This is a genomic window from Salinibacterium sp. PAMC 21357 (genome assembly GCF_000247645.1).
GTDB lineage: Bacteria > Actinomycetota > Actinomycetes > Actinomycetales > Microbacteriaceae > Rhodoglobus.
Map to the genome: position 1 here is coordinate 287,665 of NZ_AHWA01000006.1, position 21,254 is coordinate 308,918.

Annotated in this window: 23 protein-coding genes; 13 read left to right on the top strand and 10 right to left on the bottom strand. The window is 61.0% G+C overall.

Going from position 1 to position 21,254, the window contains the following annotated elements:
* Window positions 1-24 precede the first annotated feature (24 nt).
* Window positions 25-792: a hypothetical protein gene (locus ON14_RS13960; protein WP_010206003.1), complete on the top strand. Its 768-nt coding sequence runs from the start codon at window positions 25-27 to the stop codon at window positions 790-792.
* Here the strand turns inward: ON14_RS13960 and ON14_RS13965 are convergent.
* Genes ON14_RS13965 through xseA form a run of 5 tightly spaced genes read right to left on the bottom strand, consistent with a single transcriptional unit; the run spans window position 789 to window position 5,039 of the window.
* The gene (locus tag ON14_RS13965) at window positions 789-2,186 is read right to left on the bottom strand and encodes a class II fumarate hydratase (RefSeq protein WP_010206004.1); all 1,398 of its coding nucleotides are present in this window, start codon (window positions 2,184-2,186) and stop codon (window positions 789-791) included. The two genes, ON14_RS13960 and ON14_RS13965, sit on opposite strands and share 4 nt — an antisense overlap.
* Window positions 2,187-2,241: 55 nt before the next feature.
* The gene (locus ON14_RS13970; RefSeq protein WP_010206007.1) at window positions 2,242-2,883 is read right to left on the bottom strand and encodes a carbonic anhydrase; all 642 of its coding nucleotides are present in this window, start codon (window positions 2,881-2,883) and stop codon (window positions 2,242-2,244) included.
* On the bottom strand, window positions 2,880-3,533 hold the full coding sequence (locus ON14_RS13975) for a DUF4245 domain-containing protein (RefSeq protein ID WP_010206009.1): 654 nt from the start codon (window positions 3,531-3,533) through the stop codon (window positions 2,880-2,882). Before ON14_RS13975 ends, ON14_RS13970 begins: the two co-directional genes overlap by 4 nt.
* Window positions 3,533-3,799: an exodeoxyribonuclease VII small subunit gene (locus ON14_RS13980; protein ID WP_010206010.1), complete on the bottom strand. Its 267-nt coding sequence runs from the start codon at window positions 3,797-3,799 to the stop codon at window positions 3,533-3,535. The genes ON14_RS13975 and ON14_RS13980 overlap by 1 nt, the downstream gene beginning before the upstream one ends.
* Window positions 3,800-3,818: 19 nt before the next feature.
* Complete coding sequence (xseA, locus tag ON14_RS13985; RefSeq protein WP_010206011.1) at window positions 3,819-5,039, bottom strand: exodeoxyribonuclease VII large subunit; 1,221 nt, start codon at window positions 5,037-5,039, stop codon at window positions 3,819-3,821.
* A 135-nt stretch (window positions 5,040-5,174) separates the two neighbouring features.
* Between xseA and ON14_RS13990 the strand changes: the two genes are divergently transcribed.
* Together ON14_RS13990 and ON14_RS13995 are read left to right on the top strand one after the other, a co-directional pair.
* The gene (locus tag ON14_RS13990; RefSeq protein WP_039743079.1) at window positions 5,175-6,221 is read left to right on the top strand and encodes a 4-hydroxy-3-methylbut-2-enyl diphosphate reductase; all 1,047 of its coding nucleotides are present in this window, start codon (window positions 5,175-5,177) and stop codon (window positions 6,219-6,221) included.
* Window positions 6,222-6,224: 3 nt separating this feature from the next.
* The gene (locus tag ON14_RS13995) at window positions 6,225-6,779 is read left to right on the top strand and encodes a DUF6264 family protein (RefSeq protein WP_141630079.1); all 555 of its coding nucleotides are present in this window, start codon (window positions 6,225-6,227) and stop codon (window positions 6,777-6,779) included.
* Window positions 6,780-6,898: 119 nt separating this feature from the next.
* On the opposite strand, the gene fbaA is transcribed toward ON14_RS13995, so the two are convergent.
* Window positions 6,899-7,924, bottom strand: coding sequence for a class II fructose-bisphosphate aldolase (gene fbaA, locus ON14_RS14000; protein ID WP_010206015.1), 1,026 nt, complete (start codon window positions 7,922-7,924; stop codon window positions 6,899-6,901).
* Window positions 7,925-8,147: 223 nt separating this feature from the next.
* Here fbaA and glpX point away from each other — a divergent pair, with 223 nt between their 5' ends.
* Complete coding sequence (gene glpX, locus ON14_RS14005; protein ID WP_010206016.1) at window positions 8,148-9,137, top strand: class II fructose-bisphosphatase; 990 nt, start codon at window positions 8,148-8,150, stop codon at window positions 9,135-9,137.
* 3 nt (window positions 9,138-9,140) lie between these two features.
* Here glpX and ON14_RS14010 read toward each other — a convergent pair whose 3' ends face one another.
* Together ON14_RS14010 and ON14_RS16240 are read right to left on the bottom strand one after the other, a co-directional pair.
* Window positions 9,141-10,070 carry a DNA recombination protein RmuC gene (locus ON14_RS14010; protein ID WP_237719740.1) on the bottom strand — a complete coding sequence of 310 codons (930 nt, stop codon included), beginning with the start codon at window positions 10,068-10,070 and terminating at the stop codon, window positions 9,141-9,143.
* Window positions 10,013-10,447 (bottom strand): hypothetical protein, encoded by a 435-nt coding sequence (locus ON14_RS16240; RefSeq protein WP_237719741.1) that lies wholly within the window; start codon window positions 10,445-10,447, stop codon window positions 10,013-10,015. Before ON14_RS16240 ends, ON14_RS14010 begins: the two co-directional genes overlap by 58 nt.
* Window positions 10,448-10,563: 116 nt before the next feature.
* On the opposite strand from ON14_RS16240, the gene ON14_RS14015 reads away from it, so the two are divergent.
* From ON14_RS14015 to ychF, 3 genes are all read left to right on the top strand, one after another.
* The gene (locus tag ON14_RS14015; RefSeq protein ID WP_010206021.1) at window positions 10,564-11,484 is read left to right on the top strand and encodes a LysR family transcriptional regulator; all 921 of its coding nucleotides are present in this window, start codon (window positions 10,564-10,566) and stop codon (window positions 11,482-11,484) included.
* A 109-nt stretch (window positions 11,485-11,593) separates the two neighbouring features.
* The gene (locus tag ON14_RS14020) at window positions 11,594-13,090 is read left to right on the top strand and encodes a CoA-acylating methylmalonate-semialdehyde dehydrogenase (protein WP_010206023.1); all 1,497 of its coding nucleotides are present in this window, start codon (window positions 11,594-11,596) and stop codon (window positions 13,088-13,090) included.
* A gap of 73 nt (window positions 13,091-13,163) precedes the next feature.
* Entirely contained in the window at window positions 13,164-14,240 is a 1,077-nt protein-coding gene (ychF, locus tag ON14_RS14025; RefSeq protein WP_010206025.1) for a redox-regulated ATPase YchF, read from the top strand.
* A gap of 84 nt (window positions 14,241-14,324) precedes the next feature.
* On the opposite strand, the gene ON14_RS14030 is transcribed toward ychF, so the two are convergent.
* Complete coding sequence (locus tag ON14_RS14030; RefSeq protein ID WP_010206032.1) at window positions 14,325-15,272, bottom strand: class II glutamine amidotransferase; 948 nt, start codon at window positions 15,270-15,272, stop codon at window positions 14,325-14,327.
* Between the two features lie 291 nt (window positions 15,273-15,563).
* On the opposite strand from ON14_RS14030, the gene ON14_RS15315 reads away from it, so the two are divergent.
* From ON14_RS15315 to ON14_RS14045, 3 genes are all read left to right on the top strand, one after another.
* Complete coding sequence (locus ON14_RS15315; RefSeq protein ID WP_010206033.1) at window positions 15,564-16,121, top strand: helix-turn-helix domain-containing protein; 558 nt, start codon at window positions 15,564-15,566, stop codon at window positions 16,119-16,121.
* Window positions 16,118-17,416, top strand: coding sequence for a HipA domain-containing protein (locus ON14_RS14040; protein WP_010206034.1), 1,299 nt, complete (start codon window positions 16,118-16,120; stop codon window positions 17,414-17,416). The genes ON14_RS15315 and ON14_RS14040 overlap by 4 nt, the downstream gene beginning before the upstream one ends.
* 161 nt (window positions 17,417-17,577) lie before the next feature.
* The gene (locus ON14_RS14045) at window positions 17,578-18,252 is read left to right on the top strand and encodes an SDR family NAD(P)-dependent oxidoreductase (protein ID WP_010206037.1); all 675 of its coding nucleotides are present in this window, start codon (window positions 17,578-17,580) and stop codon (window positions 18,250-18,252) included.
* Between the two features lie 11 nt (window positions 18,253-18,263).
* Here the strand turns inward: ON14_RS14045 and ON14_RS14050 are convergent, their stop codons facing one another.
* Entirely contained in the window at window positions 18,264-18,842 is a 579-nt protein-coding gene (locus ON14_RS14050) for a nitroreductase family protein (RefSeq protein WP_039743084.1), read from the bottom strand.
* 271 nt (window positions 18,843-19,113) lie between these two features.
* Between ON14_RS14050 and ON14_RS14055 the strand changes: the two genes are divergently transcribed.
* The 3 genes from ON14_RS14055 (at window position 19,114) to ON14_RS14070 (ending at window position 21,225) form a co-directional block, all read left to right on the top strand.
* Window positions 19,114-19,731, top strand: coding sequence for a hypothetical protein (locus tag ON14_RS14055; protein WP_010206041.1), 618 nt, complete (start codon window positions 19,114-19,116; stop codon window positions 19,729-19,731).
* A gap of 570 nt (window positions 19,732-20,301) precedes the next feature.
* Window positions 20,302-20,661, top strand: a complete 360-nt coding sequence (locus ON14_RS14065) for a zinc ribbon domain-containing protein YjdM (protein ID WP_026037755.1) — start codon at window positions 20,302-20,304, stop codon at window positions 20,659-20,661.
* 75 nt (window positions 20,662-20,736) lie between these two features.
* Window positions 20,737-21,225 (top strand): SOUL family heme-binding protein, encoded by a 489-nt coding sequence (locus tag ON14_RS14070; protein ID WP_010206045.1) that lies wholly within the window; start codon window positions 20,737-20,739, stop codon window positions 21,223-21,225.
* The last annotated feature ends 29 nt before the right edge of the window (window positions 21,226-21,254 follow it).

Sequence of the window (21,254 nt, forward strand, 5' to 3'; positions counted from 1 at the left end):
GCTTAGGCAACGTAAGGTTTTCTCGTGGGCTCGTTCTGGTGGTTTCTCGCGGTTCCCTTAGGGATCGCAGCGGTGTGGGCGATTCTTGCTCCCCGAAATCAGTGGCGGAGCCTTTTCTCCTCTTCGGTGGCGAATGCCCACAGTTCAGAGCCCGGCGGTGCCGCGTTCGCCTACCGTCAAGTGATTGCCGCGATTGCCCTCGGCGGCGCACTATTGATGATCGTGCTCACCATGGTGTGGGGTGCTGCGCGCGAGCCGGTCGCGCCCCCAGAGACCAGTGGCATCGAGCAGACGTGGGGCGCTCCCCAGCCGCTCTTGGTCTACCGCACGTTCCAGCTGAGCACTGCCGGTGATGCGACCCTCGTCAACGTGCCGATCGATAGCTATTTGCCGGTGAATGACGAAGAACGAGCGCCACTCTATTTGCTCGACCTTGAACCTTTTTCTCGGCTGGGAACGACAAACATTCCCGGTTATATCGGCAGCCAGCCGAGCGAGACTGACTCCACGATCAGCCGGGCGGATGTTGTCGTGAAGGTGCGCGGGCCGCTGCTGTGCGTGCCGCGTCGTGTTGTGGCGATTGAGACACCGGAACGCGTTCAGATTGCGGTCCTTTATGGCCTGCCAACGCCGAGCGATGGTTCAGTGCCCGACAACATTGCGGGCTGCCCTCTTGACGAAGATCTCACTGCCTCGGTGCTCATCCCGATCAATTTGAGTGACCCCATAGGAAAACGCACCGTCGAAACTCTCGACGGTGCGCCCCTAATGATGGTGAATCCCGGCAGCTAGCCCGGCGTTGTCATCGACAGAACGTCGAGGGCGGCATCCAGCTGTTCGATGGTGACTTCGCCACGCTCAACGAAGCCGAGGTCGATGACGGCTTCGCGCACCGTGATCGATTGCGCTACGGCGTGCTTAGCAATCTTGGACGCCGCTTCGTAACCGATGATCTTGTTGAGCGGTGTCACGATCGACGGCGACGATTCTGCGAGAGCGAGGGCGCGCTCGAGGTTAGCTTCGAGACCGTCGACGGTCTTGTCGGCAAGAGCTCGCAGCGAGTTCGACAGCAGGCGGCTCGACTCGAGCAGCGACGTGCCCATGACGGGAATCGCCACGTTGAGTTCGAAGGCTCCGGATGCTCCACCCCAGGCGATCGTCGCATCGTTGCCGATGACGCGGGCACAGACCATGAGAACGGCTTCGGGGATGACGGGGTTGACCTTGCCGGGCATGATCGATGATCCTGGCTGCAGGTCGGGGATCTGCAGTTCGCCAAGACCTGTGTTAGGGCCCGAGCCCATCCAGCGCAGGTCGTTGCAAATCTTGGTGACTGAAACGGCGATAACGCGTAGGGCGCCGGATGCTTCGACGAGTGAGTCGCGGGCGCCCTGAGCTTCGAAGTGATCTTCGGCTTCGGTGATGGGCAGACCTGAGTTCTCGGCCAGAATCTCAATCACGCGCTGGGGGAAGCCCAGAGGAGTGTTGATTCCGGTGCCGACAGCGGTGCCACCGAGGGGAACTTCTGCGACGCGCGGGATGGTGGACTGCACTCGAGCGATACCGAGACGGATCTGGCGTGCGTAACCCGCAAATTCTTGACCGAGGGTGACGGGAGTGGCATCCATGAGGTGGGTGCGGCCAGCCTTGACGGCGCCCTTCCAGAGTTCTGCCTTGACGTCTAACGCTGCGGCGAGGTGCTCAAGCGAGGGGATGAGGTCACCGATCAGCGCACCGGTCACAGCGAGGTGCACCGAGGTGGGAAACACGTCGTTCGACGACTGTGACGCATTCACGTGGTCGTTGGGGTGAACGGGGCTGCCGAGGGAATCACTCGCGAGGCGGGCAAGCACTTCGTTCATGTTCATGTTCGAGGAGGTGCCACTGCCGGTCTGGTAGGTGTCAACCGGGAATTGGTTGTGGTGCTGGCCATCAATAATTTGGTCGGCAGCGCCAACGATGGCGTCGGCGATGGCTGCGTCAAGCTTGCCGAGCTCGCTATTGGTGATCGCTGCTGCGCGCTTGACTCGGGCGAGAGCTACGATCTGGGCGGGCTCAAGGCCTGTGCCCGAGATGGGAAAGTTCTCCACTGCGCGCTGCGTTTGAGCGCCGTAGAGGGCATCCTTGGGCACGCGTACTTCGCCCATGGTGTCGTGTTCAATGCGGTATTCGGTGGAACTCGTCACAGCGTTGTAATCCTTTGTTTGCGAGCGAATTGGGGTGAGAACGTGGTGGAGGGCGCTAGACCGTGCCGACGACGACGTCGGGCACAGCTCTACCTTCGAGCAAGCGGTAATTCGCGCCCACTACGGCAAGCGTACCCGCGGCAATTGCGTCGCTGATGAGCTCAGACGAACTCACCAATTCGGCGATGGTTTCGCGCAAGTGTTCGCGTCCAACATCGGTGGAGCTAATGGACTGGATGTCGACGGCTCCGGTCTCGCTGCCCGCAACGCGGCGCACGGCGGGCACGATCTTCGAGATGAGCGACTGGATGTGCGGGGGGAGCGCGGGGGCATCGGCCGCTTGGGATTCGATGGCTGCGGCGACCGCGCCACATTCGTCATGGCCGAGAACGAGAATGAGGGGAACATTGAGTACACCAACGGCGTATTCAAGGGAGCCGATTACGGAGTCAGAGATAATCTGGCCGGCGTTGCGCACCACAAAGAGATCACCGAGGCCTTTGTCGAAAATGATTTCGGCAGCGAGTCGCGAATCGCTGCAGCCGAAGAGCGCAGCGTGAGGTGCTTGAGCCATGGCAAGTTCGGTGCGCCGCTCAACGTCTTGGCGCGGGTGGTTGGGCTCGCCAGCGACGAATCGCTCGTTGCCGCGTGCCATCTCATTCCAGACCTGTGCGGGTGTTCTGGTGGGATTCGTCATTGCGCCTCTGCCTTTGCCTCGGCCGCGATTGCCGCTGCCAATAGGTCGAACTGGTCATTTGCGGCTGTGCCGTGTAACACCACGGTGCTGCCGGCAATCGTCGCCGACATTGAGTATGCGTAATTTCCGGTGTCTGAGGAAGAGCGACGGTCAAAAATTGTCCAGTCGAGTCCGTCGATCGTTGTCGTGTCGTTGGCTAGAGCGCCATCGGTGGCGAGCGAGAGCCACGTGTCATTTGCGTCGATTCCCTGCTCCAAGGCGATGAACTGTGCCGAGCTGGAGGATGAGGCCGGGGTAACGAAGCCGATGTACCAGGTTTGCACCGAAGAGCTGGTGCCCAGCCGGGCCGAATTCGCGTACCAGTCCGCGGGCAGGGTGGGGGCAATCAGCGGCTCGCTTGCACCGGTTTGAGCATCAGCGGCAATTGTTTGGTAGTCAGCGGTGACCGCGGTTTCATCGCCGGGGCGAACGACCACCAAGACAAGAAACAGAACAATGCCGAGAGAAGCGACCGTGGCAATAACAAGATTAAACAGGGTCTGATTCGCGCGATGCTTGCGAGAGTTTTCTGCCTTGCGCGCGAAAGTTTCTTCGGGAGTTTCGGGCCGCCCCAACTCGGCGACGATGCGTGGCTCGGTGCTCTTGGCCATTACTGGTCAGCGCTCGCGTCGCCCGCGTTGTCATCATCGTCAGACGCCGATGCTGGCGCAGCACTTCGAGCAGCATCGAGGCGAGCCCGTGCACCGATCAGCCACTCCTCGCAGCGCTGGGCTAGCGTCTCACCGCGCTCCCACAGAGCAAGCGACTGCTCGAGCGTCGCGGAGCCCTGCTCTAGTTCATTGACAACGGAAATGAGTTCGTCCCGAGCCTGTTCATAACTGAGGTCACTGACGGGGGTCTCGTTGGGGGTAGCCACGATGTAATTCTACTGTTCTCTAGGTGTCTGTCGGCTGGCCGGAGACAGTGGTGGAAATCTTGCCGTCGGCAACGGTGAGCAGGAGCTCAGTGCCGTCGGGGGCATCGGCGGTCGACCGCACAGCACTGCCATCAGGCAACTGAGCGATCGCATAGCCACGCTGAAGGGTGCGTTGCGGAGACAGGGCGCGCAACTGGCCAGTGAGCTCGGTCACACCAGCATGCGCTTTCTCGATCGCCCGTTCCACAAGCTCATTGCTGCGCGAAACGTAGCGCGACAGTTCATCGGCGTGCGCATCGACAAGTGACACCGGGTTCGCCAGCACCGGTCTGGTGCGCAACGATTCCAACCGGTCACCCTCATAGGTGAGCCGCTGAGTGACGCGCAGGCGCATCCCTGATCGCGCCTGCTGCACGCGGCTCAGCTCTTCAGCAACATCCGGAACAACCCGCTTAGCGGCATCAGTGGGAGTGGATGCTCGCAAGTCGGCAACCTCATCGAGCAACGGTCGGTCGTTCTCATGCCCAATCGCCGAGACCAGAGGAGTCACGCACTCAGCGGCAGTGCGCACGAGCGACTCATCGCTAAACACGAGCAGGTTCTGAAAATCTCCGCCACCTCGGGCAACGATGATGACATCGACCTCGGGGTCGGCATCCAACGCTCGAATCGCTTTCGTCACTTCGCCAACGGCGCGCTCGCCCTGAACCGCAGCATGCACGGTACGAAACTTCACGGCAGGCCACCGCAACTGGGCGTTACGCAGCACATCTTTCTCGGCGTCGCTGTCTTTGCCGGTTACGAGACCGATGCAATTGGGCAAGAAGGGGAGCGGCTTCTTGCCTTCGAAGAGGCCCTCAGCGCGCAGTTTTTGGCGCAGCAGTTCAAGCTTCTCGAGAAGATCGCCGAGGCCAACGTGGCGCATCTCCAACACCTGCATGGTGAGTGTTCCGCCCTTGACCCAATAGTTGGGTTTGACGAGCGCAACGACCCGGTCGCCCTGCTTGAGATCGGTGGGAAGCTTGGTGCGAACCGACGACCAGACGGTGAAGGAAATTGTGGCATCCACTTCAAGGTCTTTGAGCTTGCCGTAAATGTTGCCGCCCGAACCGCCCCACTGGGTGATCTCGCCTTCAACCCACGCGGTGCCGAGTCGTTCAATCCAGCCGCGAACCTTTTGCGACAGCACTGATACTGGCCACGGAGTATCAACGGTGGGCGGGCCCTCTGTGAACGTCACCTAGCCTCCTCAAGCTTGTGATTACAGGGTAGAGGATGCCGCTGATACCGCAGTGCGCTCGGCGTTTGTGCAGCGGTGTTCGGTAGAATGAATTAGGTGAGCACCATTTCTAACGGAAGCGCCCAAGCGCTAGCAATGCCGGCGATGCCTGCACGCCGCGAACAGCTGAAAGATCTGCCCGTTGCTGGCGGCAAACGTGTGCTGTTGGCTGCTCCTCGTGGGTACTGTGCAGGAGTAGATCGAGCTGTCATTGCTGTCGAGAAAGCGCTCGCCAACTACGGCGCCCCTATCTACGTACGCAAGCAGATTGTGCACAACATCCACGTTGTGACAACCCTTGAGGCTCAAGGCGCAATTTTTGTGGATGAAGTAGAAGAAGTTCCCGAAGGTTCAACCGTGGTGTTCTCCGCCCACGGCGTCTCGCCAGCAGTCGTCAAGGGTGCTGCCGACCGTGAACTGCACGCCATCGATGCAACCTGCCCGCTCGTCACCAAGGTGCACCGCGAAGCCACCCGTTTCGCCCGCGACAACTACCAAATCTTGCTCATCGGCCACCACGGTCACGAAGAAGTTGAAGGCACGATGGGCCACGCTCCCGAGCGCACCATCCTCGTGAACAGTCCCGCCGATGTTCCCCACATTGTGGTCGAGAACACCGACAACCTCGTGTGGCTTTCGCAAACCACGCTGAGCGTCGACGAAACCATGGAGACCGTTCGCCTGCTGCGCGAACGCTTTCCCACCCTGCAAGACCCGCCGAGCGACGACATTTGTTACGCCACTCAAAACCGTCAAGTGGCCATCAAGAAGGTTGCCGAAGAGGCAGAACTCGTAATCGTGGTCGGCAGCGCAAACAGCTCAAATACGGTGCGACTGGTGGATGTCGCCCTCGAGTACGGCGCCAAGGCCGCCTACCGCGTTGACTACGCCAGCGAAATCAAACAGGAGTGGCTCGACGGCATCTCGACCGTCGGTGTCACCAGCGGAGCATCCGTTCCTGAAGTACTTGTTCAAGAAGTTCTCGCCGACCTTGCTGACGCAGGCTACGGCGATGTGTCCAGCGTGGTGACCGCCGAGGAAGATCTCATGTTCTCGCTACCCAAAGAACTGCGCACCGATGCTGCAGGCAACCCCGACGAGCGTGGCCTAGGCGGGCGCAATCGCAAACTTGATTGGCAATAACGGATGACTGACCCGAGACCCCGCCCCCAATACGGCGAATACGCTCCACTACCCGCCGACGTTCCCGAGGGTGAAAGCTCTAACGTTATTGAGCAACCCAGTTCGCCAGCGGGCGCGCAGTACCCTGCCCCGCAGACCGCCCAGCTAACGAATGCGTCAGTGGCTGGCCCGACCACCACGGCCGAGCGCCCCCGTCGTCGGTGGGATGTCATGATCACCTCGATGTTGCTCTTTATCGGCGTTTTCGACATCTTCGCCTACTTCTCCACCTTCGCAAATCTCGGACCATTCCTGGCCGAAGGGCTCGCGACTCAGGGCCTCGAAGGCTTTGCTTCCGAAGACTCAGCGACCCAAGCGGGCAGCATCCTCAACATTGTTCGCATCAGCATTCTGGTGATCGCCATCATCATGGCGCTGCGGCAAGTGCAACGCAATCGAATTGCATTCTGGATTCCGCTCGCAGGCGCAGCGCTTTCAGGCATCGTCGTTGTCAGCGTGCTCACCGCAGTGCTCATCGGCGATCCAGCATTTCTGGAGTACGCAAACAATCAGCGCTAGTGCTCGCAGCGCGAGGCTGAGCTTGGCAGCGCATGGCTTCGCACGCTAGTGCCCTGTTCGGTACCCTGTTAACGCACGACGGGGCCAGCCCGAAGGCTGACCCCGTCGTGTAAAACGAGTTACTTGCCGGAGTGTCCAGCCGAACCGAGCTGCTTCGTTGCTTCAACAACACGCAGCGCGAGAGCGGACTCTGCGGTCTTGCCCCAGGCGCGGGGGTCGTAGATCTTCTTGTTGCCAACTTCGCCGTCAATCTTGAAGAAGCCGTCGTAATTCTTCAGAACGCTGTCCGCGATCGAGCGGCTGTAGGCGTACTGGGTGTCGGTGTCGATGTTCATCTTGATGACACCGTTGGCGACAGCGGTCGCGATTTCGGCATCCGTCGAACCTGATCCGCCGTGGAAGACGAGGTCGAGCGGGTTGGCACCGGTGCCGTACTTGGCGGCGATGCCGGCCTGAATTTCGCCAAGCAGTTCTGGACGAAGCTTCACGTTGCCCGGCTTGTAGACGCCGTGCACGTTGCCGAACGTGAGGGCGGCAATGTAGCGGCCCTGGTCGCCGAGGCCGAGCGCTTCGACGGTAGCGATGACATCATCCAGCGTCGTGTAGAGGCTGTCGTTGATGTCGTGGCTCACACCGTCTTCTTCTCCACCGACAACACCGATCTCAACTTCGAGAATCGAGTTGATGGCCTTCATGCGCGGCAGGATGTCTTTCGCGATCTCGAGGTTTTCCGCGAGAGGAACAGCCGAGCCATCCCACATGTGTGACTGGAAGATCGGGTTACGGCCGGCCTTGACCTCAGCTTCGGATGCCGCAATCAGCGGGTAAACGAAGTCGTCAAGGGCGTTCTTGGGGCAGTGGTCGGTGTGCAGCGCAACGGTGACCGGGTAGTTCTTGGCAACCTCGGTGACGAACGCGGCGAAAGCGAGGGCACCGGAGGCGCGTGCCTTGACGGACTGGCCAGCGAAGTAGTCTGCGCCACCAGTGGTGACTTGGATGATGCCGTCGGAACCAGCGTCGCTGAGTCCCTGCAGTACACCATTGATGGTGGACGACGACGATACGTTGATGGCGGGGTAGGCGAAACCGTTCTTCTTCGCCTTGTCGAGCATTTCTGCGTACTGATCTGGGGTTGCGACGGGCATTGTTGTCTCTCCTCGTACGGTACCGATTACCGCTCTGGCACGGCTCGCCTCGATTCTAGCGACCCCTCCTTGGCGGCGCGAACTGTTTCACTTCCTACTGTCGTACGAGGTAACCAATAGGGTGCGACCAGAATCTAGTTCCGTTCACTCCGGTAGACTGGGCTAGCGCTGTCCACCACCGGCGCGTCCCCAGTCGACCACTTTCAACGAAGGATGCCTCTAGGTGAATACAGAAACCGGCACGCTATTCCTCCACCCCGACCGCAACCTCGCTCTTGAGCTTGTGCGGGCCACCGAGGCCGCTGCGATTCGCGCGGTCCCCTTCATCGGTAAGGGAGACAAGCTCGGTGCCGATGGCGCCGCGGTTGATGCCATGCGCAAGTTTTTGGGCACTGTCGACTTCGATGGCCTTGTTGTTATCGGTGAGGGCGAAAAAGACAACGCCCCCATGCTCTTCAACGGTGAGTTCGTCGGCACCGGTCGCGGCCCGGCCTGCGACATCGCTGTCGACCCGATCGATGGCACCTCGCTGACTGCTGCCGGGCGACAGAACGCGATCTCGATGATCGCGGTTTCTGACCGTGGCACGATGCTCGACGCCTCCACCGTTTTCTACATGGACAAGATCGTCACGGGTGCTGAAGGTGTTGGCGTCGTCGACATCCATAAGCCCATTGGTGAAAACATCCGTGCGCTCGCTAAGGCTAAGGGCAAGCTCCCTGAAGATATCGTGGTGGCGGTTCTCGACCGTCCGCGTCACGCGCAACTAATTGAGGACATTCGTGAAGCTGGTGCGGGTACGCGCCTCATGCTCGACGGCGATGTTGCTGGCGGAATCAACGCTGCTCTCTATGGCACTCGCATTGATATGTGTGTCGGCGTCGGCGGCAGCCCTGAGGGTGTTGCGACGGCCTGTGCCATCAAGGCGCTCGGCGGCGAAATTCAGACGATCCTGTACCCGCAGACTGACGACGAACGTCAGCGCGGAATGGATGCCGGGCTCAAGTTTGATCACGTCTACACCGCGGATGAGATGGTCGCCAGCGACAACACGTTCTTCGTCGCGACCGGTGTGACCGATGGTGGACTGGTGAAGGGTGTGCGGCGCTATGGACCCATCATCCGCACAGAGTCGATTGTGTTGCGCTCGCACTCGGGCACGATCCGCCGTATTTCAGCCGATCACCTCGCAGAGAAGTGGCTCGACCACTAGCCGCTAGTCGTTGTCGTCGGGCACATCGAGCTCCATCTCGGCAGCGGTGATGTGTTTCGGTGTGCCTTCAACAGTGTTGGTGGCACCGATTACTTTTGATTCGTCAAGAGCGTTGAGCTTGCGGGCGGTGACAAGCACGCGGGTTTCGAGCGAGTTCGCGAACTGGTTGTAGCTGTTAACGGTGCCGTCGATCGAGCGGCGCAACTTGTCAGCGTGCTCGGCGAGCGTTGCGAGGCGTTGGTAGAGCTCCTTACTCAGGTCGAACAGTGTTTTGGCTTGGTCGGTCAGCACGTCCTGTTGCCACGAGAATGCGACCGTTTTCAGTACAGACCAGAGGGTGACGGGAGAGGCGAGCGCGACTCGTTTGTTGAAGGCGTAATCCATGATTGACGGGTCAGCTTCCATCGCTGACGACACGAGCGATTCACTCGGGATGAATGCAATCACGAGTTCGGGGGAGGCATCGAGCCCCGCCCAGTACGCCTTGCTGGCGAGGGTATCGATGTGGCCGCGCATCACCTTCACATGCTGCTTGATGAGAGCTTCGCGCCGAGCGCCTTCTTCTCCGGTGGCGGTGACCGAAATCTGGCTCGCCTCGAGGAATGCGGTGAAGGGCACCTTGGCGTCGACAGCGATGTTCTTGCCGCCGGGAAGGTGAACGACCATGTCGGGGCGGCCGGCACCGGCATCCGAGGTAATGCTTGATTGCACATCAAAATCAACACGCTCGATAAGGCCAGCGGCCTGCACAACGTTGCGCAACTGAGTTTCTCCCCACACACCACGGGTGGAGTTGTTGCGCAGGGCAGATGCCAGTGATTCGGCCGTGCTGCGCAAGCGCTCTTCGGATTCCGTGGCCGACTTCAGCTGCTGACTCAGCTCACCGTGTTGAAGGCTGCGCTGCGATTCGAGCTCGGTGACTTTGTTCTGCATCGTGCGCAGCGTCTCTTGCACCGGGGTGAGGGCCTGCAGCACTTTCGATTCGCGGCGTTCTCGTTCGGCGAGTGCCAACGCTTCATCCCGCTGACGGTCAATGGTTTCGCGGTACTGATTCTGCAGCGCGCTACCTGCTCGCCGAGCGCTCCGGCGCGGGCGGTGGTGGATGCCAGCTCTGCAGAAAGCCGTGACTGTTGCTCCCGCTCGACAGCCGTGACCTGCGCAATCGCTGCCTGGTGGCGTGCCTCCAGCACTTCGGGGTCGACCCGACCGGTCGGAGCGGTCGCGCGCAGTCGGGCGATGAGCACACCAATGACAACGCCAAGAATGGCGCCGATAAGAAGGCCGACAATGAGGGTGACGAGAGGATCCATCCCGTCAGTGTGTCAGCCGGCGGGGACATTTCGAGGAGCACCGCGGGGCACCCTGCGGAGAGTGACGCCGGGCGCAATGGGGAAGGGCGACGGCCAGCCGGCTCTAGGCTGGGTTAATGGCCAGCGATTCCGTGCATCCGCTCGATGTGAGCACCGACGACTTGCGGTACCTGATCGCTGTCGCCCGCGCCGGCCGAATGGTGTCAGCAGCGACACTGCTCGGCGTCGACCACACCACCGTGCGCCGCCGTATTGACCGGCTCGAAGCCGCCCTCGGAGTACGCCTTCTCGACCGTGGCGCTGACGGCTGGGAGCTCACCGCCATCGGCCGCGAAGTCGCCACCCGTGCTGCTGGCCTCGAAAATATCGTCGAGAACGTGGTCGGAGCGACTAGCGGCGGCGCCGACGAAGTGCGCGGCACCGTGCGAATCGTCGCGCCCGATGGATTCGGGGCCACCTTTGTTACTGCAGCGCTCGCCGCAGTGCAGGCGGAGCATCCGGCCATCACGGTCGAACTGGTCACCTCCACCCGTCCGCTGAGTTTGCGTGGCGCCGGCTTCGACCTGGCAATCACGATCGGCTCGGCGGCGACCTCACGTCTCGCTTCCGAGCCACTCGCGGCCTACGCGCTCCGCTTGTATGCCTCGCCTGACTATGTGGCAACGCATCCGCCGATCCATTCGGTTGCCGATCTCGACACCCATCCGCTCGTCTTCTACGTGGATGCGCTGCTCACGGTTCGCGAACTCGACCTGGCCCCGGTGCTCGGCGGCATGCGCGTCGGTTTTGGTTCGACGAGTGTGTTTGCGCAGCTCGAGGCCACCCGTCGCGGAGCCGGCATCGGGCTGCTGCACGCGTTCATGGCTGAGCCTGAGTTGGGCCTTGTCGCGGTGCTGCCCGACGAGGTGAGTTTTCGCTTGGAGTTCGCCCTGTCGGTGCGCAAAGAGGCTGCGGATGTCGAGGCTGTTCAATTAGTGCGGGCGGCTTTGCATCGTGAAGTTGCACGGCGCGCGTCGGAGTTGCTGCCGCTCGAATAGCCCTGCACGGTGTCGTGTGCGTTTTCGCAGATTGTCCGTGCATGAATAGGTCTTGATTGCAGATCGCTTCGGCAGCAGACTGGGCACACCTCCGATCGAAAGTAGGCCCATGTACTCCACGATTCCGCACTGGATCAACGGCTCCGCTACCGAGGGCGACTCGCCCAACCGTGGCGATGTCTTCAACCCCGCAACCGGCGCTGTCGCTCGCACTGTACCTCTCGCATCCGTTGCTGATGTCAACACTGGTGTTGCCGCAGCTAAGGCTGCCTTCCCCGCCTGGGGCAACACGTCGATCGCCAAGCGCACTGCGGTCATGTTTGCTTTCCGCGAGCTGTTCAACGCTCGCAAGGATGAGCTTGCCGCGATCATCACGGCTGAGCACGGCAAGGTGCTGTCGGATGCTGCTGGCGAGATCGCTCGTGGCCTCGAAGTTCTCGACTACGCCTGTGGCATCGCCCAGCTCAGCAAGGGCGAGTACAGCGAAAACGTGTCGACGGGTGTTGACGTCTATTCGTTGCAGCAGCCCCTCGGCGTTACCGCGATCATTAGCCCGTTCAACTTCCCGGCCATGGTGCCGATGTGGTTCTTCCCGATGGCTGTCGCCGCGGGTAACACTGTTGTGTTGAAGCCCAGCGAGAAAGACCCATCGTCGTCGCTCTGGATGGCTGAACTCTTCACCGAAGCCGGCCTTCCGGATGGCGTCTTCAACGTTGTGCACGGTGACAAGGTTGCCGTCGACACTCTGCTCGAGCATCCCGATGTTGCCAGCATTTCCTTTGTTGGCTCCACCCCGATTGCTAAGTACATCTACGAAACTGCTGCTCACCATGGCAAGCGCGTTCAGGCTCTTGGTGGAGCCAAGAACCACATGCTGGTGCTTCCCGATGCTGACCTCGATCTCGTTGCTGACTCTGCCGTCAACGCCGGTTTCGGTTCTGCCGGCGAGCGTTGCATGGCGATCTCCGTCATCGTTGCTGTTGAGCCCGTCACCGACGAGCTCATCGCCAAGATCAGCGAGCGGATGGCCGGCCTCACTGTTGGCGACGGAACCCGCAATTGCGACATGGGCCCGCTCATCACGAAGCAGCACCGCGACAAGGTCGAGAGCTACATCGGCCTCGCTGAGACCGACGGCGCAACGATCGCGGTTGACGGACGCGGCATCGAGATTGATGGTGATGCGAACGGTTTCTGGCTTGGCCCGACGCTGATCGACAATGTTTCGACCGACTCAGATGTCTACAAAGACGAGATCTTCGGACCAGTGCTCAGCGTGATTCGCGTCGCGAGCTACGAAGAGGGCCTCGCGCTCATCAACTCCTCGCAGTACGGAAACGGCACCGCCATCTTCACCAATGACGGGGGAGCGGCTCGTCGCTTCCAGCGTGAAGTTGAGGTCGGCATGGTCGGCATCAACGTGCCGATCCCCGTTCCGGTTGCTTACTTCTCGTTCGGCGGTTGGAAGAACTCGGCATTCGGTGACACGAAGGCGTATGGCCCCGACGCCATCCGTTTCTTCACGCGTCAGAAGGCTGTCACCAGCCGCTGGCTCGACCCCAGCCACGGTGGAATCAACCTCGGCTTCCCGCAGAACAACGGCTAACAACTAGCCTGCTTTACCCTCGCGATGGCGGTCCCGTTCCTCGGGGCCGCCATCGCCGGTAGGATTGACTCCCGTGGCTCTCACTATTGCAATCGTTGGACTCCCGAATGTCGGCAAGTCCACCCTCTTTAACGCTCTGACCAAGAATTCGGTGCTCGCCGCGAACTATCCGTTCGCGACCATCGAACCCAACGTGGGCATCGTTAACCTGCCCGACCCGCGCCTCAAGGTGCTGGCCGGCATCTTCAGCAGTGAGCGCATTCTGCCTGCTCCCGTCTCCTTTGTTGATATCGCCGGCATTGTGCAGGGCGCCAGCGAGGGCGAAGGCCTGGGCAACAAGTTCTTGGCGAACATCCGCGAGGCTGACGCCATCGCTCAGGTCGTGCGCGGCTTTAGCGACCCGGATGTTATTCACGTCGACGGCAAGGTTGATGCGGCATCCGACATGGAGACCATCAACACCGAGCTGATCCTCGCCGACCTGCAGACGCTCGAAAAGGCTGTTGCTCGGTATGAGAAGGAACTCAAGACCAAGCGCGTTGAGCCCGCCGTTCTCGAGGCCGCGCTCGCGGCGCAGGCGTTCCTCAATGAGGGCAAGCCGTTGTCGGCAGCGACGAAGATTGAGCTCGAACTGATCAGCGAACTGGGGCTGCTCACGTCCAAGCCGTTCATTTACGTTTTCAACGTGGATGAAGCGGTGCTGGGTAGCACCGACAAGCTTGCCGAATTGGCAGCCTTGGTTGCCCCCGCGAAGGCCATCTTCCTCGACGCAAAGTTGGAGGCCGAACTCATCGACCTCGACGACGAGGATGCCGCCGAGCTTCTCGCGAGCACCGGTCAAGAAGAGAGCGGTCTCGACCAGCTCGCCCGCATCGGCTTCGACACTCTCGGTCTGCAGACGTACCTCACGGCTGGTCCGAAAGAGACTCGCGCCTGGACGATCCCGAAGGGTGCCAAGGCTCCTCAGGCTGCCGGCGTTATTCACACTGACTTCGAAAAGGGTTTTATCAAGGCTGAGGTCATCGGCTTCGACGACCTCGTCGAGACCGGCTCCATCGCGGAGGCTCGCTCCAAGGGCAAGGCTCGCGTTGAGGGCAAGGAATACGTCATGCAGGATGGCGACGTCGTGGAGTTCCGCTTCAACAACTAAGGGCTTTCTGATCCGGGCGTAGTGTGTTCGTCTTCCGGCACACCGGGCTGATCAGAACCTTCGTGAGAAGAACACCTAGCGCGCTCAGACCTTCAGCGTGTTGATGGTTTTGGTGATGCGCTCACCGTCTTTTTCGAGAAAGACGATCTCGCCGAACTTGAGCTGCGACCAGTCGTCACCCTCGGTTAAGGGCTCGGAGGCGAAGATGACACCGGTCGCGTCATCCTCGCTGCACTCTTCAAAGTCGTAGGTCGTTGCGTCGTCGTCGAAGTTGCGCCCCATCAACAGGTGCATCGGTTCGAGGAGCATCGAGAGCGCGAAGTCATCGCTGTCGGGGGCTGACTTTCGCAGCTCCTTCCAGTCGCCAGCGGGGTTGGTCTCACCGTGGTGGCCGAGGCCGACGTTGATACCGATGATGCGGCCGTCCGCCACGAGGGCCATCTTCAGCTTGGTCAGAGCGCCGAGGTCGAGCTTCTTCATCGCTTGGGCGATCAGCTCGATGAGCTTCTCGATCGCTCGTTGGACGTCCTCGTTGCTGTCACCCTCGAGCAGCGAGAGGAGTAGCACGTAGATGAACTCGGTGTCCGTGTTCCCGCGCATCTGTGTGAGATACCGATCCTCGCAGTGCTGCAGCAGCTCGCGCTGCAGAAGCTGCCAGTTGGGCAGGTAGCCGTTTTGGGCGACGATCCACGGGGTCTCCTCGAAGGAGAATGGGTGGCAGTTCTCGTCGACCATCACAACCTTCGAGTCGTACGCCGCGGCTCGCACATGCGCCAACATCGTGCTGGCCTGGAGGCTGGGGATCATCCGGGTGGCGTTGTCGTCGTAAAAGGCCGCCATGGGGCGGCGGTAGATGAAGGGCTCTTCGGGCTTCAATAGGTGCTCGCCCCAGATCCCGAATCCCCATCCGGCCAACTGCAGCTCGGGGTGTCGTTCGGGGTCGAGTGCCTGGTTGATCAGGCTGTTCTCTGGCTTGAGTAGCAGGTTCTCCAGTGGTGTCTCAGGACCGAGGTAGGCGAGCACGCGGCACATAAGTCTCCTTCGTTGGGCTCCGGCAATCCTATCGTCGTTGCACGGAGCCGGTGCTGGTCGCGGTGGCGATTCCGCGCCGGTGGAGGTTGCGCTGAGATCGCCTTTTCGGTGCGCTCAGAAGAGGAGGGGCGGATGGACTTCAATGTGCCGCTCGCTCCGGTTCTTTACCGGGCTAATGTTATTTTTTTCGCACATCTCATGGATGTTGTCTTTATTTAACGTTTCGCCGATGGTAGATTTATGGAACATCATCCAAATGTACGAAATATGTGACACAACGAGGAGGCGCCCATGAAGATCAGTAAGCCCGCGGATCTTGCCCGCCTCGTCAAGAGACGTCGTCAAGCTCAGGGGCACACCCAGCAGACCGTGGCCGATGCCGCCGGAATCACGAGGCAGTCTCTTGCGCGTATCGAGCGAGGGCACGGTGGTGTCTCGTTCGACACTCTCATCCTCATTCTTGACCACCTCGGCATTCGCCTCGACGGAACACCGGTCGAGGAAGCTGGCTCCGGCGCTCGACCAGCCAACGACGGCATCGACTTCACCGAGAACGCGATCGATGCCTTCACCCAAGATAACGACGCCACCGCTTTCACTCGGGCAGCGCTTCGCCAGCTTCAGCCATCGCCCGAAGCGGTAACAGCATTGGCGAGAGACTCCCTTGTGAAAACTCTCGCCACCGCCAACTTGACCGCTCCACTGCAGAAATCACTCGGCCACATCAGTGACGAAGCGAGTCGTGCTTTGCTGCGCTCAACGATCGAAGCTGGTCGCCCGGCAAGTCACGCGACCCGCGACAAGCCTGCCGCGGCGCTCCCCGAGATCGACTACCGCGGCGAACGATGAGCAACTCACTGGACGTCTATCTCTACGACGAGCACGTCGCGACGATCACACGACAGGGAGACAACCTCACTCTGAGGTATCTGCCCGGCTACATCGCCAGCGATCAGCCGGTTCCGATCTCTGTTCAACTTCCGGTGGTGGCCGGCGCCGCGTCGGGTACCACCACCCGGCGATTCCTCGAGAACCTGCTTCCCGACCGCCCAGACGTCCGCACAAAGTGGGCACGGGATGCGAAGCTCTCCAGCGACAGCGCGTTCGACCTCCTCGCGGTCTACGGCGCCGATGTGGCCGGGGCGCTGGAGTTCTACCCGACCGGCACCGCGCGGCGCACCGGCTCTGATCTGATTCCGATTACTGACGAAGCGATTGCTGCACGCATCCGTCAGATCCGGGCAGATGACTCAGACTGGCTCCAGCAGCGAAGCGTCGAAGAGGGGTTCTCCCTCGGCGGAGCACAAGGCAAGTTCGCACTCGCGCACCGCGATGGTCAGTGGTACGAGCCCACCGGACAGCACCCCTCCACGCACATATTCAAGCCGGGCGTGCACGCCCTTCCCGGATCAGACGTGACTGAACACATCACTCTGCAGGTAGCTCGCCAGTACGGTCTGACCGTGGCAACTGCGGAGGTCGGAGTGTTTGAGAGTGAACATGTTCTCATCGTGGAACGTTTCGACCGACTCCAGGAAGGCGACCGGTACCGCCGCATCCATCAAGAGGACCTCGCCCAAGCCACAGGCACCTCCTTCTTGAACAAGTACGAACGGGATGGCGGCCCCAGCTACCGAGACCTCTTCACCCTCTTCGACCGCGAGCTGGCTTCTGGAGATGCACGGGCTGCCAAACGGCGCTTCGCTGAATGCCTCGTATTCTCCTGGATGATCGGTCACAACGATGGGCACACCAAGAACTACTCCCTCAGCCACCTGCCGGGCGCCACGGTTCTGTCACCGTTTTACGACCTCAACTCGTCGCTCCCCTTTGAGCTTCCTTCGACGGTTCGTGCAGGCGACTACCGGGCGTTCGACGAGGTCAAGCTCGCATTCAGCATCAACAACGCGGCCACTATCGGCAGCATCGGGCCCGACAGCCTTGGTGTGCTCGAACGTGATGCCCAACTCGACACCGGTCATCTCGCAGATTTTGCCGTCGTTGTCGCAGCAACTCTCCAAGGTGTCGTCGCCGACGTTATCGAGGCGCTTCCCGCTGAACTCCAGCAGATTGACGCTGTTATTCTCTATCCGTTCGCGACGTACTCGCAGACGCTTCGAGTGAGAGACCTGTTCCTCGCTTGACCAAAGGGCTAGTCCGCGCCAAAACTTCATGGAGTCGCCCGAACGACTCGCCAGCCGCTACCGGTGACGATCTCGATCGACGGGTTCGGATCAGTCTCCAAAAACGCCGCTAGGCTTTTCACGCAGCACGGCCCGCCGAACACTTCGATCGAAGGAACCTCATGCCCGTCATCACCGTCATCGGAGCAGGCCCCGGACTCGGCGCGGCAGTCGCCCGCAGGTTCGGACGCGAAGGCTTCGCCGTCGCCCTCATCTCGCGGGATCAGTCGAAGCTCGATGCGCTCGCCGCTGAGCTCGAAGCGGATGGCGTGACTGCCCGCGGTTTTGCCGCCGACGTGCGCGAGCCCGCTCACCTGGAGGCCGCTCTCACCAATGCCGCGACAGAGCTCGGGCCGATCACCGCCGTGCAATACAGCCCGCTTCCCTCGCGCGATTACCTGAAGCCGGTGCTCGACCTGACTCCCGAACTGGCACTCGAAGCGCTGCAGTTCTCAGCGCTCGGGCTCATCCACACCGTGCGTGCAGTGCTGCCCGCGATGCGTGAGACTGGCCACGGCAGCATCATCCTGATCAACGGCGGCACCTCGGTGAAGTCGCGCGCCGGCTTCGCCGGAACGTCACTCGCGTTCCCCGCCGAGAGTGCCTACGGCGAGATGCTGTACGAAGCGCTCGAAGGGGAGGGGATCCGCATCCGTCAGCTCGTCATCCCGGGCGGCATTCCCAAGCTTCAGCTGCCCAATGGCATCGACGACGTTGCTTCTCGCATCTGGGACATTCATGCCGCAGCAGGCGAATTCCGCACGATGCTCATCCCGCTCGAAGACGGCCGCGAGTAGCGCGCTGGACGTTAGGCGTTGACGAGCACCGATTCGGCAGCGGCGCGTCGTGCACGGGGTGCGGTTTCGCGCTCGCGGATGGCATCCGTCATTTCGGCGGGGTCGCCCAGTGCGCCAACGGCCATGACCGTGGTGGGCGTGAAGCGGCCGTCGATCTCGAGGGCTGCGGCCGCGGCATCCGGGGCGAATCCTGACATTTGGTGGCTGAAAAGTCCGTGGCTTTGCGCCTGGATGGTGAAGTAGGCAACGGCCTGGCCGGTGTCGTACGCGGCGGTCGGCTGCGCTTTGCCTTCGGCGTTGTGGTGTTCCGTGAGGAAGACGAGGAGCGCTGACGCGGATCCGGCCCACGACTGGTTGAAGCCGCTGAGGGTGGAAACGATGGCGTCGTGCTGAGCGGTGCCACGACGGGCGACGACTACACGCCAAGGCTGGCTGTTGTAAGCCGAGGGCGCCCAGCGAGCAGCTTCGAGAGCGTTCTGCAGCGCCACCTCATCAAGAGGTGCGGTGGCGTCGAAGTGGCGGGGGCTCCACCGCTCGGCGAGCACATCAAGGATGGGGGAGTCGGTAGCGGCGAGACGATCGCGAAGCATGGTCACAGGGTGAGCCTTTCGGTTGCTGAGGACAAGAGATTTCACAGCCTCACACTGCAACGTGAGCCCCGCTGGAGGTATTCCGCTACGTCCCTTCTGGTTTTTCTCGGCATGAGCTGCTTAGTGGGTTTTTCGTGGTGAGTTCATCGTCGGCGAGCAGCGTCGATACACTCCAGACCACGCGGGAGACGTGCGAAAGTGAATAACACTAACTTTTTCGATATATATTGCTTGGGCAACGAAAATTACGGTCGCCGTACGAGAGGCCCTCATGACCAACGATGAACCCATCGCCCCACATTCTGAGGAAACTCTTTTGACGCAGGAGCGAAGTGCTCGGCGTTTTCGGGCGGCCGCGATGTGGGTGTCAATCGTGTCTCTGGCGCTTTGTGGCTTCCTCACGCTGGTCTACCGCGGGGTGTCCACGTTCAACCCTGTGCCAATTTTCGTCCTCGGAATCGCGGCAGGAATTGTCGGCATCGTCTTAGCCGTAGTCTCCCGGCGGTCCGTTGACGGTCGCCGGCGGCGGTTCGCGGTCGGTGCATTCTTGTCGTCCGGCGTCGCGCTCGTGGTCAACGGTGTACTAATAGGGATCGTCGTCGTCGGGGTGATCGCCGTATCCAGCCTGAACTCGGTCGAACTGCGTGGACAAGGACCAGAGGGTCTCACAGCGACATTTGAGGATGGCGTGGGGGCGAATACGAATGTGGAGTGGGAGGCGGACGGTCGGGCGCGATTCGACACGAAAAAGTCCTTCACGGAGATCACGTTGAATGCGCCGGTCGGCAGCGAAAAGAAAACGGTGAGCTGTCAGATCGTGTGGAACGACGAGCTCGTCGTTGAAGAGACCTCCGACACCGGAACGGTGACGTGCCGCTATCCGAACTGAGATACAGGGCCGGATTAGAGACAGGTTGCGCTATCGGTAGACGTCACATGACACTCGCACTTGGCCTAATCGCCATGATGCTCTGAGGTTCACCGAATCAGGCGGCCAGACGCAGGCAAAATTGAAATCGAAGCTAAAAGGATATCCCTGTCGTCGCGTTCACGAACGCCGCCGGCTCCACGCCAAATGCGAGGAGCAACACGGGCGATGTCTTTGATATCGACCCTGACCCCGACTGCGAGATTGTCGATGCTTCGACCCTCGTCACCTAGCTCGAGACGTCGGCCTCTTTGGTGCGTGATGAATACAGGTCGAACAGCGAAGTGTGGATTGATCTTCATGCAGGCCCGCTCCCGAGCGACAACGTAAATATTGTTGCGGCCGCGGAAGTCGCTAGGGGCCGCAGTTGAACCACCGGCAGGCATGGTTGCGCCCCGAGCCAGTCGATGACCTGTGCAGCCGCGTGTGATCGCGGCTGACGTCTGAATCGGAGGCGACGCGAAGTGCAGTACCCGCCGAGGAGTAGATTGGGTGCCGCCGCAGTTCGCGCGCATCAACCGAAAGCTTCCCATGCCTGACGCTCTACCCCTGTGCCCGAACTGCTCAAGCGACCTCGCCTATGAGATGGGCTCGCTGCTGGTCTGCCCGATGTGTGCGCACGAATGGTCGCCGAGCGAAGCGGATGCCGCTGCCGAAGCCGAGCAGAACGCTTCAGTGATCAAGGATGCGTTCGGCACGCCCCTCGCCGATGGCGACACAGTGAGCATCGTCAAGGACCTCAAGGTCAAGGGCAGCCCCACGTCGATCAAGGTCGGAACGAAGGTGCGCAACATCCGCCTCGTTGATGGTGTTGGCGACCACGACATCGACTGCAAGGTTGATGGTTTTGGCCAGATGCAGCTCAAGTCGAGCGTCGTCAAGAAGGTCTAAGGAGGCCGCGGTTTCGCCACTAGCAGTCCGAGAACTCTCGGGCTCGCTCAAGGTCCGCAAGCGTAGGGTGACGGCATGACCGAAAAGCAGCCGTACACCCTCATTTCTGAGCATGATGGTTACGAAGTGCGGCTCTATCCGGCGCACATTCTGGCCCAGGTCGATGCCGATGGTTCGTTCTTTGAGGCGGGCAATCAGGGCTTTCGTCCGCTCATCCGCTACATCAGTGCATCGAACATTTCGATGACGGCACCGGTTATTCAGGCTCCGGGCCAGACGAAGAAGTACACCGTGAGTTTCGTGATGCCGGCCGGAGCGACGAGCGTTCCTGCCCCTCGCGACGCCACTGTTCGCACCACCGACGTGCCCGAGCAGCGCGTGGCAGCGCGGCGCTTCAGCGGCGGTTCGAGCGAAGAGAAATACCAACAGAACGCGGATGCCCTGCTTGCCGCCCTCAAACGTGACTGCGTTGCCCCCTTGGGCGCGGTGTACTTCGCCCGCTTTGACCCTCCGTGGAAGCCAGGCTTCTTGAAGCACAACGAAGCCCTCGTCGTCGTTCGTTAGCCACACCCCACAGCACCCAGGAGCACTCA

Coding starts and splice junctions, on each gene's coding strand:
- ON14_RS13970 (WP_010206007.1), bottom strand. CDS start 2,883: ATGACGAATCCCACCAGAACACCCGCACAGGTCTGGAATGAGATGGCA.
- ON14_RS13975 (WP_010206009.1), bottom strand. CDS start 3,533: ATGGCCAAGAGCACCGAGCCACGCATCGTCGCCGAGTTGGGGCGGCCC.
- ON14_RS13990 (WP_039743079.1), top strand. CDS start 5,175: ATGCCGGCGATGCCTGCACGCCGCGAACAGCTGAAAGATCTGCCCGTT.
- ON14_RS13995 (WP_141630079.1), top strand. CDS start 6,225: ATGACTGACCCGAGACCCCGCCCCCAATACGGCGAATACGCTCCACTA.
- fbaA (WP_010206015.1), bottom strand. CDS start 7,924: ATGCCCGTCGCAACCCCAGATCAGTACGCAGAAATGCTCGACAAGGCG.
- ON14_RS14010 (WP_237719740.1), bottom strand. CDS start 10,070: ATGCAGAACAAAGTCACCGAGCTCGAATCGCAGCGCAGCCTTCAACAC.
- ON14_RS16240 (WP_237719741.1), bottom strand. CDS start 10,447: ATGGATCCTCTCGTCACCCTCATTGTCGGCCTTCTTATCGGCGCCATT.
- ON14_RS14015 (WP_010206021.1), top strand. CDS start 10,564: ATGGCCAGCGATTCCGTGCATCCGCTCGATGTGAGCACCGACGACTTG.
- ON14_RS14020 (WP_010206023.1), top strand. CDS start 11,594: ATGTACTCCACGATTCCGCACTGGATCAACGGCTCCGCTACCGAGGGC.
- ON14_RS14030 (WP_010206032.1), bottom strand. CDS start 15,272: ATGTGCCGCGTGCTCGCCTACCTCGGTCCTGAGACACCACTGGAGAAC.
- ON14_RS15315 (WP_010206033.1), top strand. CDS start 15,564: ATGAAGATCAGTAAGCCCGCGGATCTTGCCCGCCTCGTCAAGAGACGT.
- ON14_RS14040 (WP_010206034.1), top strand. CDS start 16,118: ATGAGCAACTCACTGGACGTCTATCTCTACGACGAGCACGTCGCGACG.
- ON14_RS14045 (WP_010206037.1), top strand. CDS start 17,578: ATGCCCGTCATCACCGTCATCGGAGCAGGCCCCGGACTCGGCGCGGCA.
- ON14_RS14050 (WP_039743084.1), bottom strand. CDS start 18,842: ATGCTTCGCGATCGTCTCGCCGCTACCGACTCCCCCATCCTTGATGTG.
- ON14_RS14055 (WP_010206041.1), top strand. CDS start 19,114: ATGACCAACGATGAACCCATCGCCCCACATTCTGAGGAAACTCTTTTG.
- ON14_RS14065 (WP_026037755.1), top strand. CDS start 20,302: ATGCCTGACGCTCTACCCCTGTGCCCGAACTGCTCAAGCGACCTCGCC.
- ON14_RS14070 (WP_010206045.1), top strand. CDS start 20,737: ATGACCGAAAAGCAGCCGTACACCCTCATTTCTGAGCATGATGGTTAC.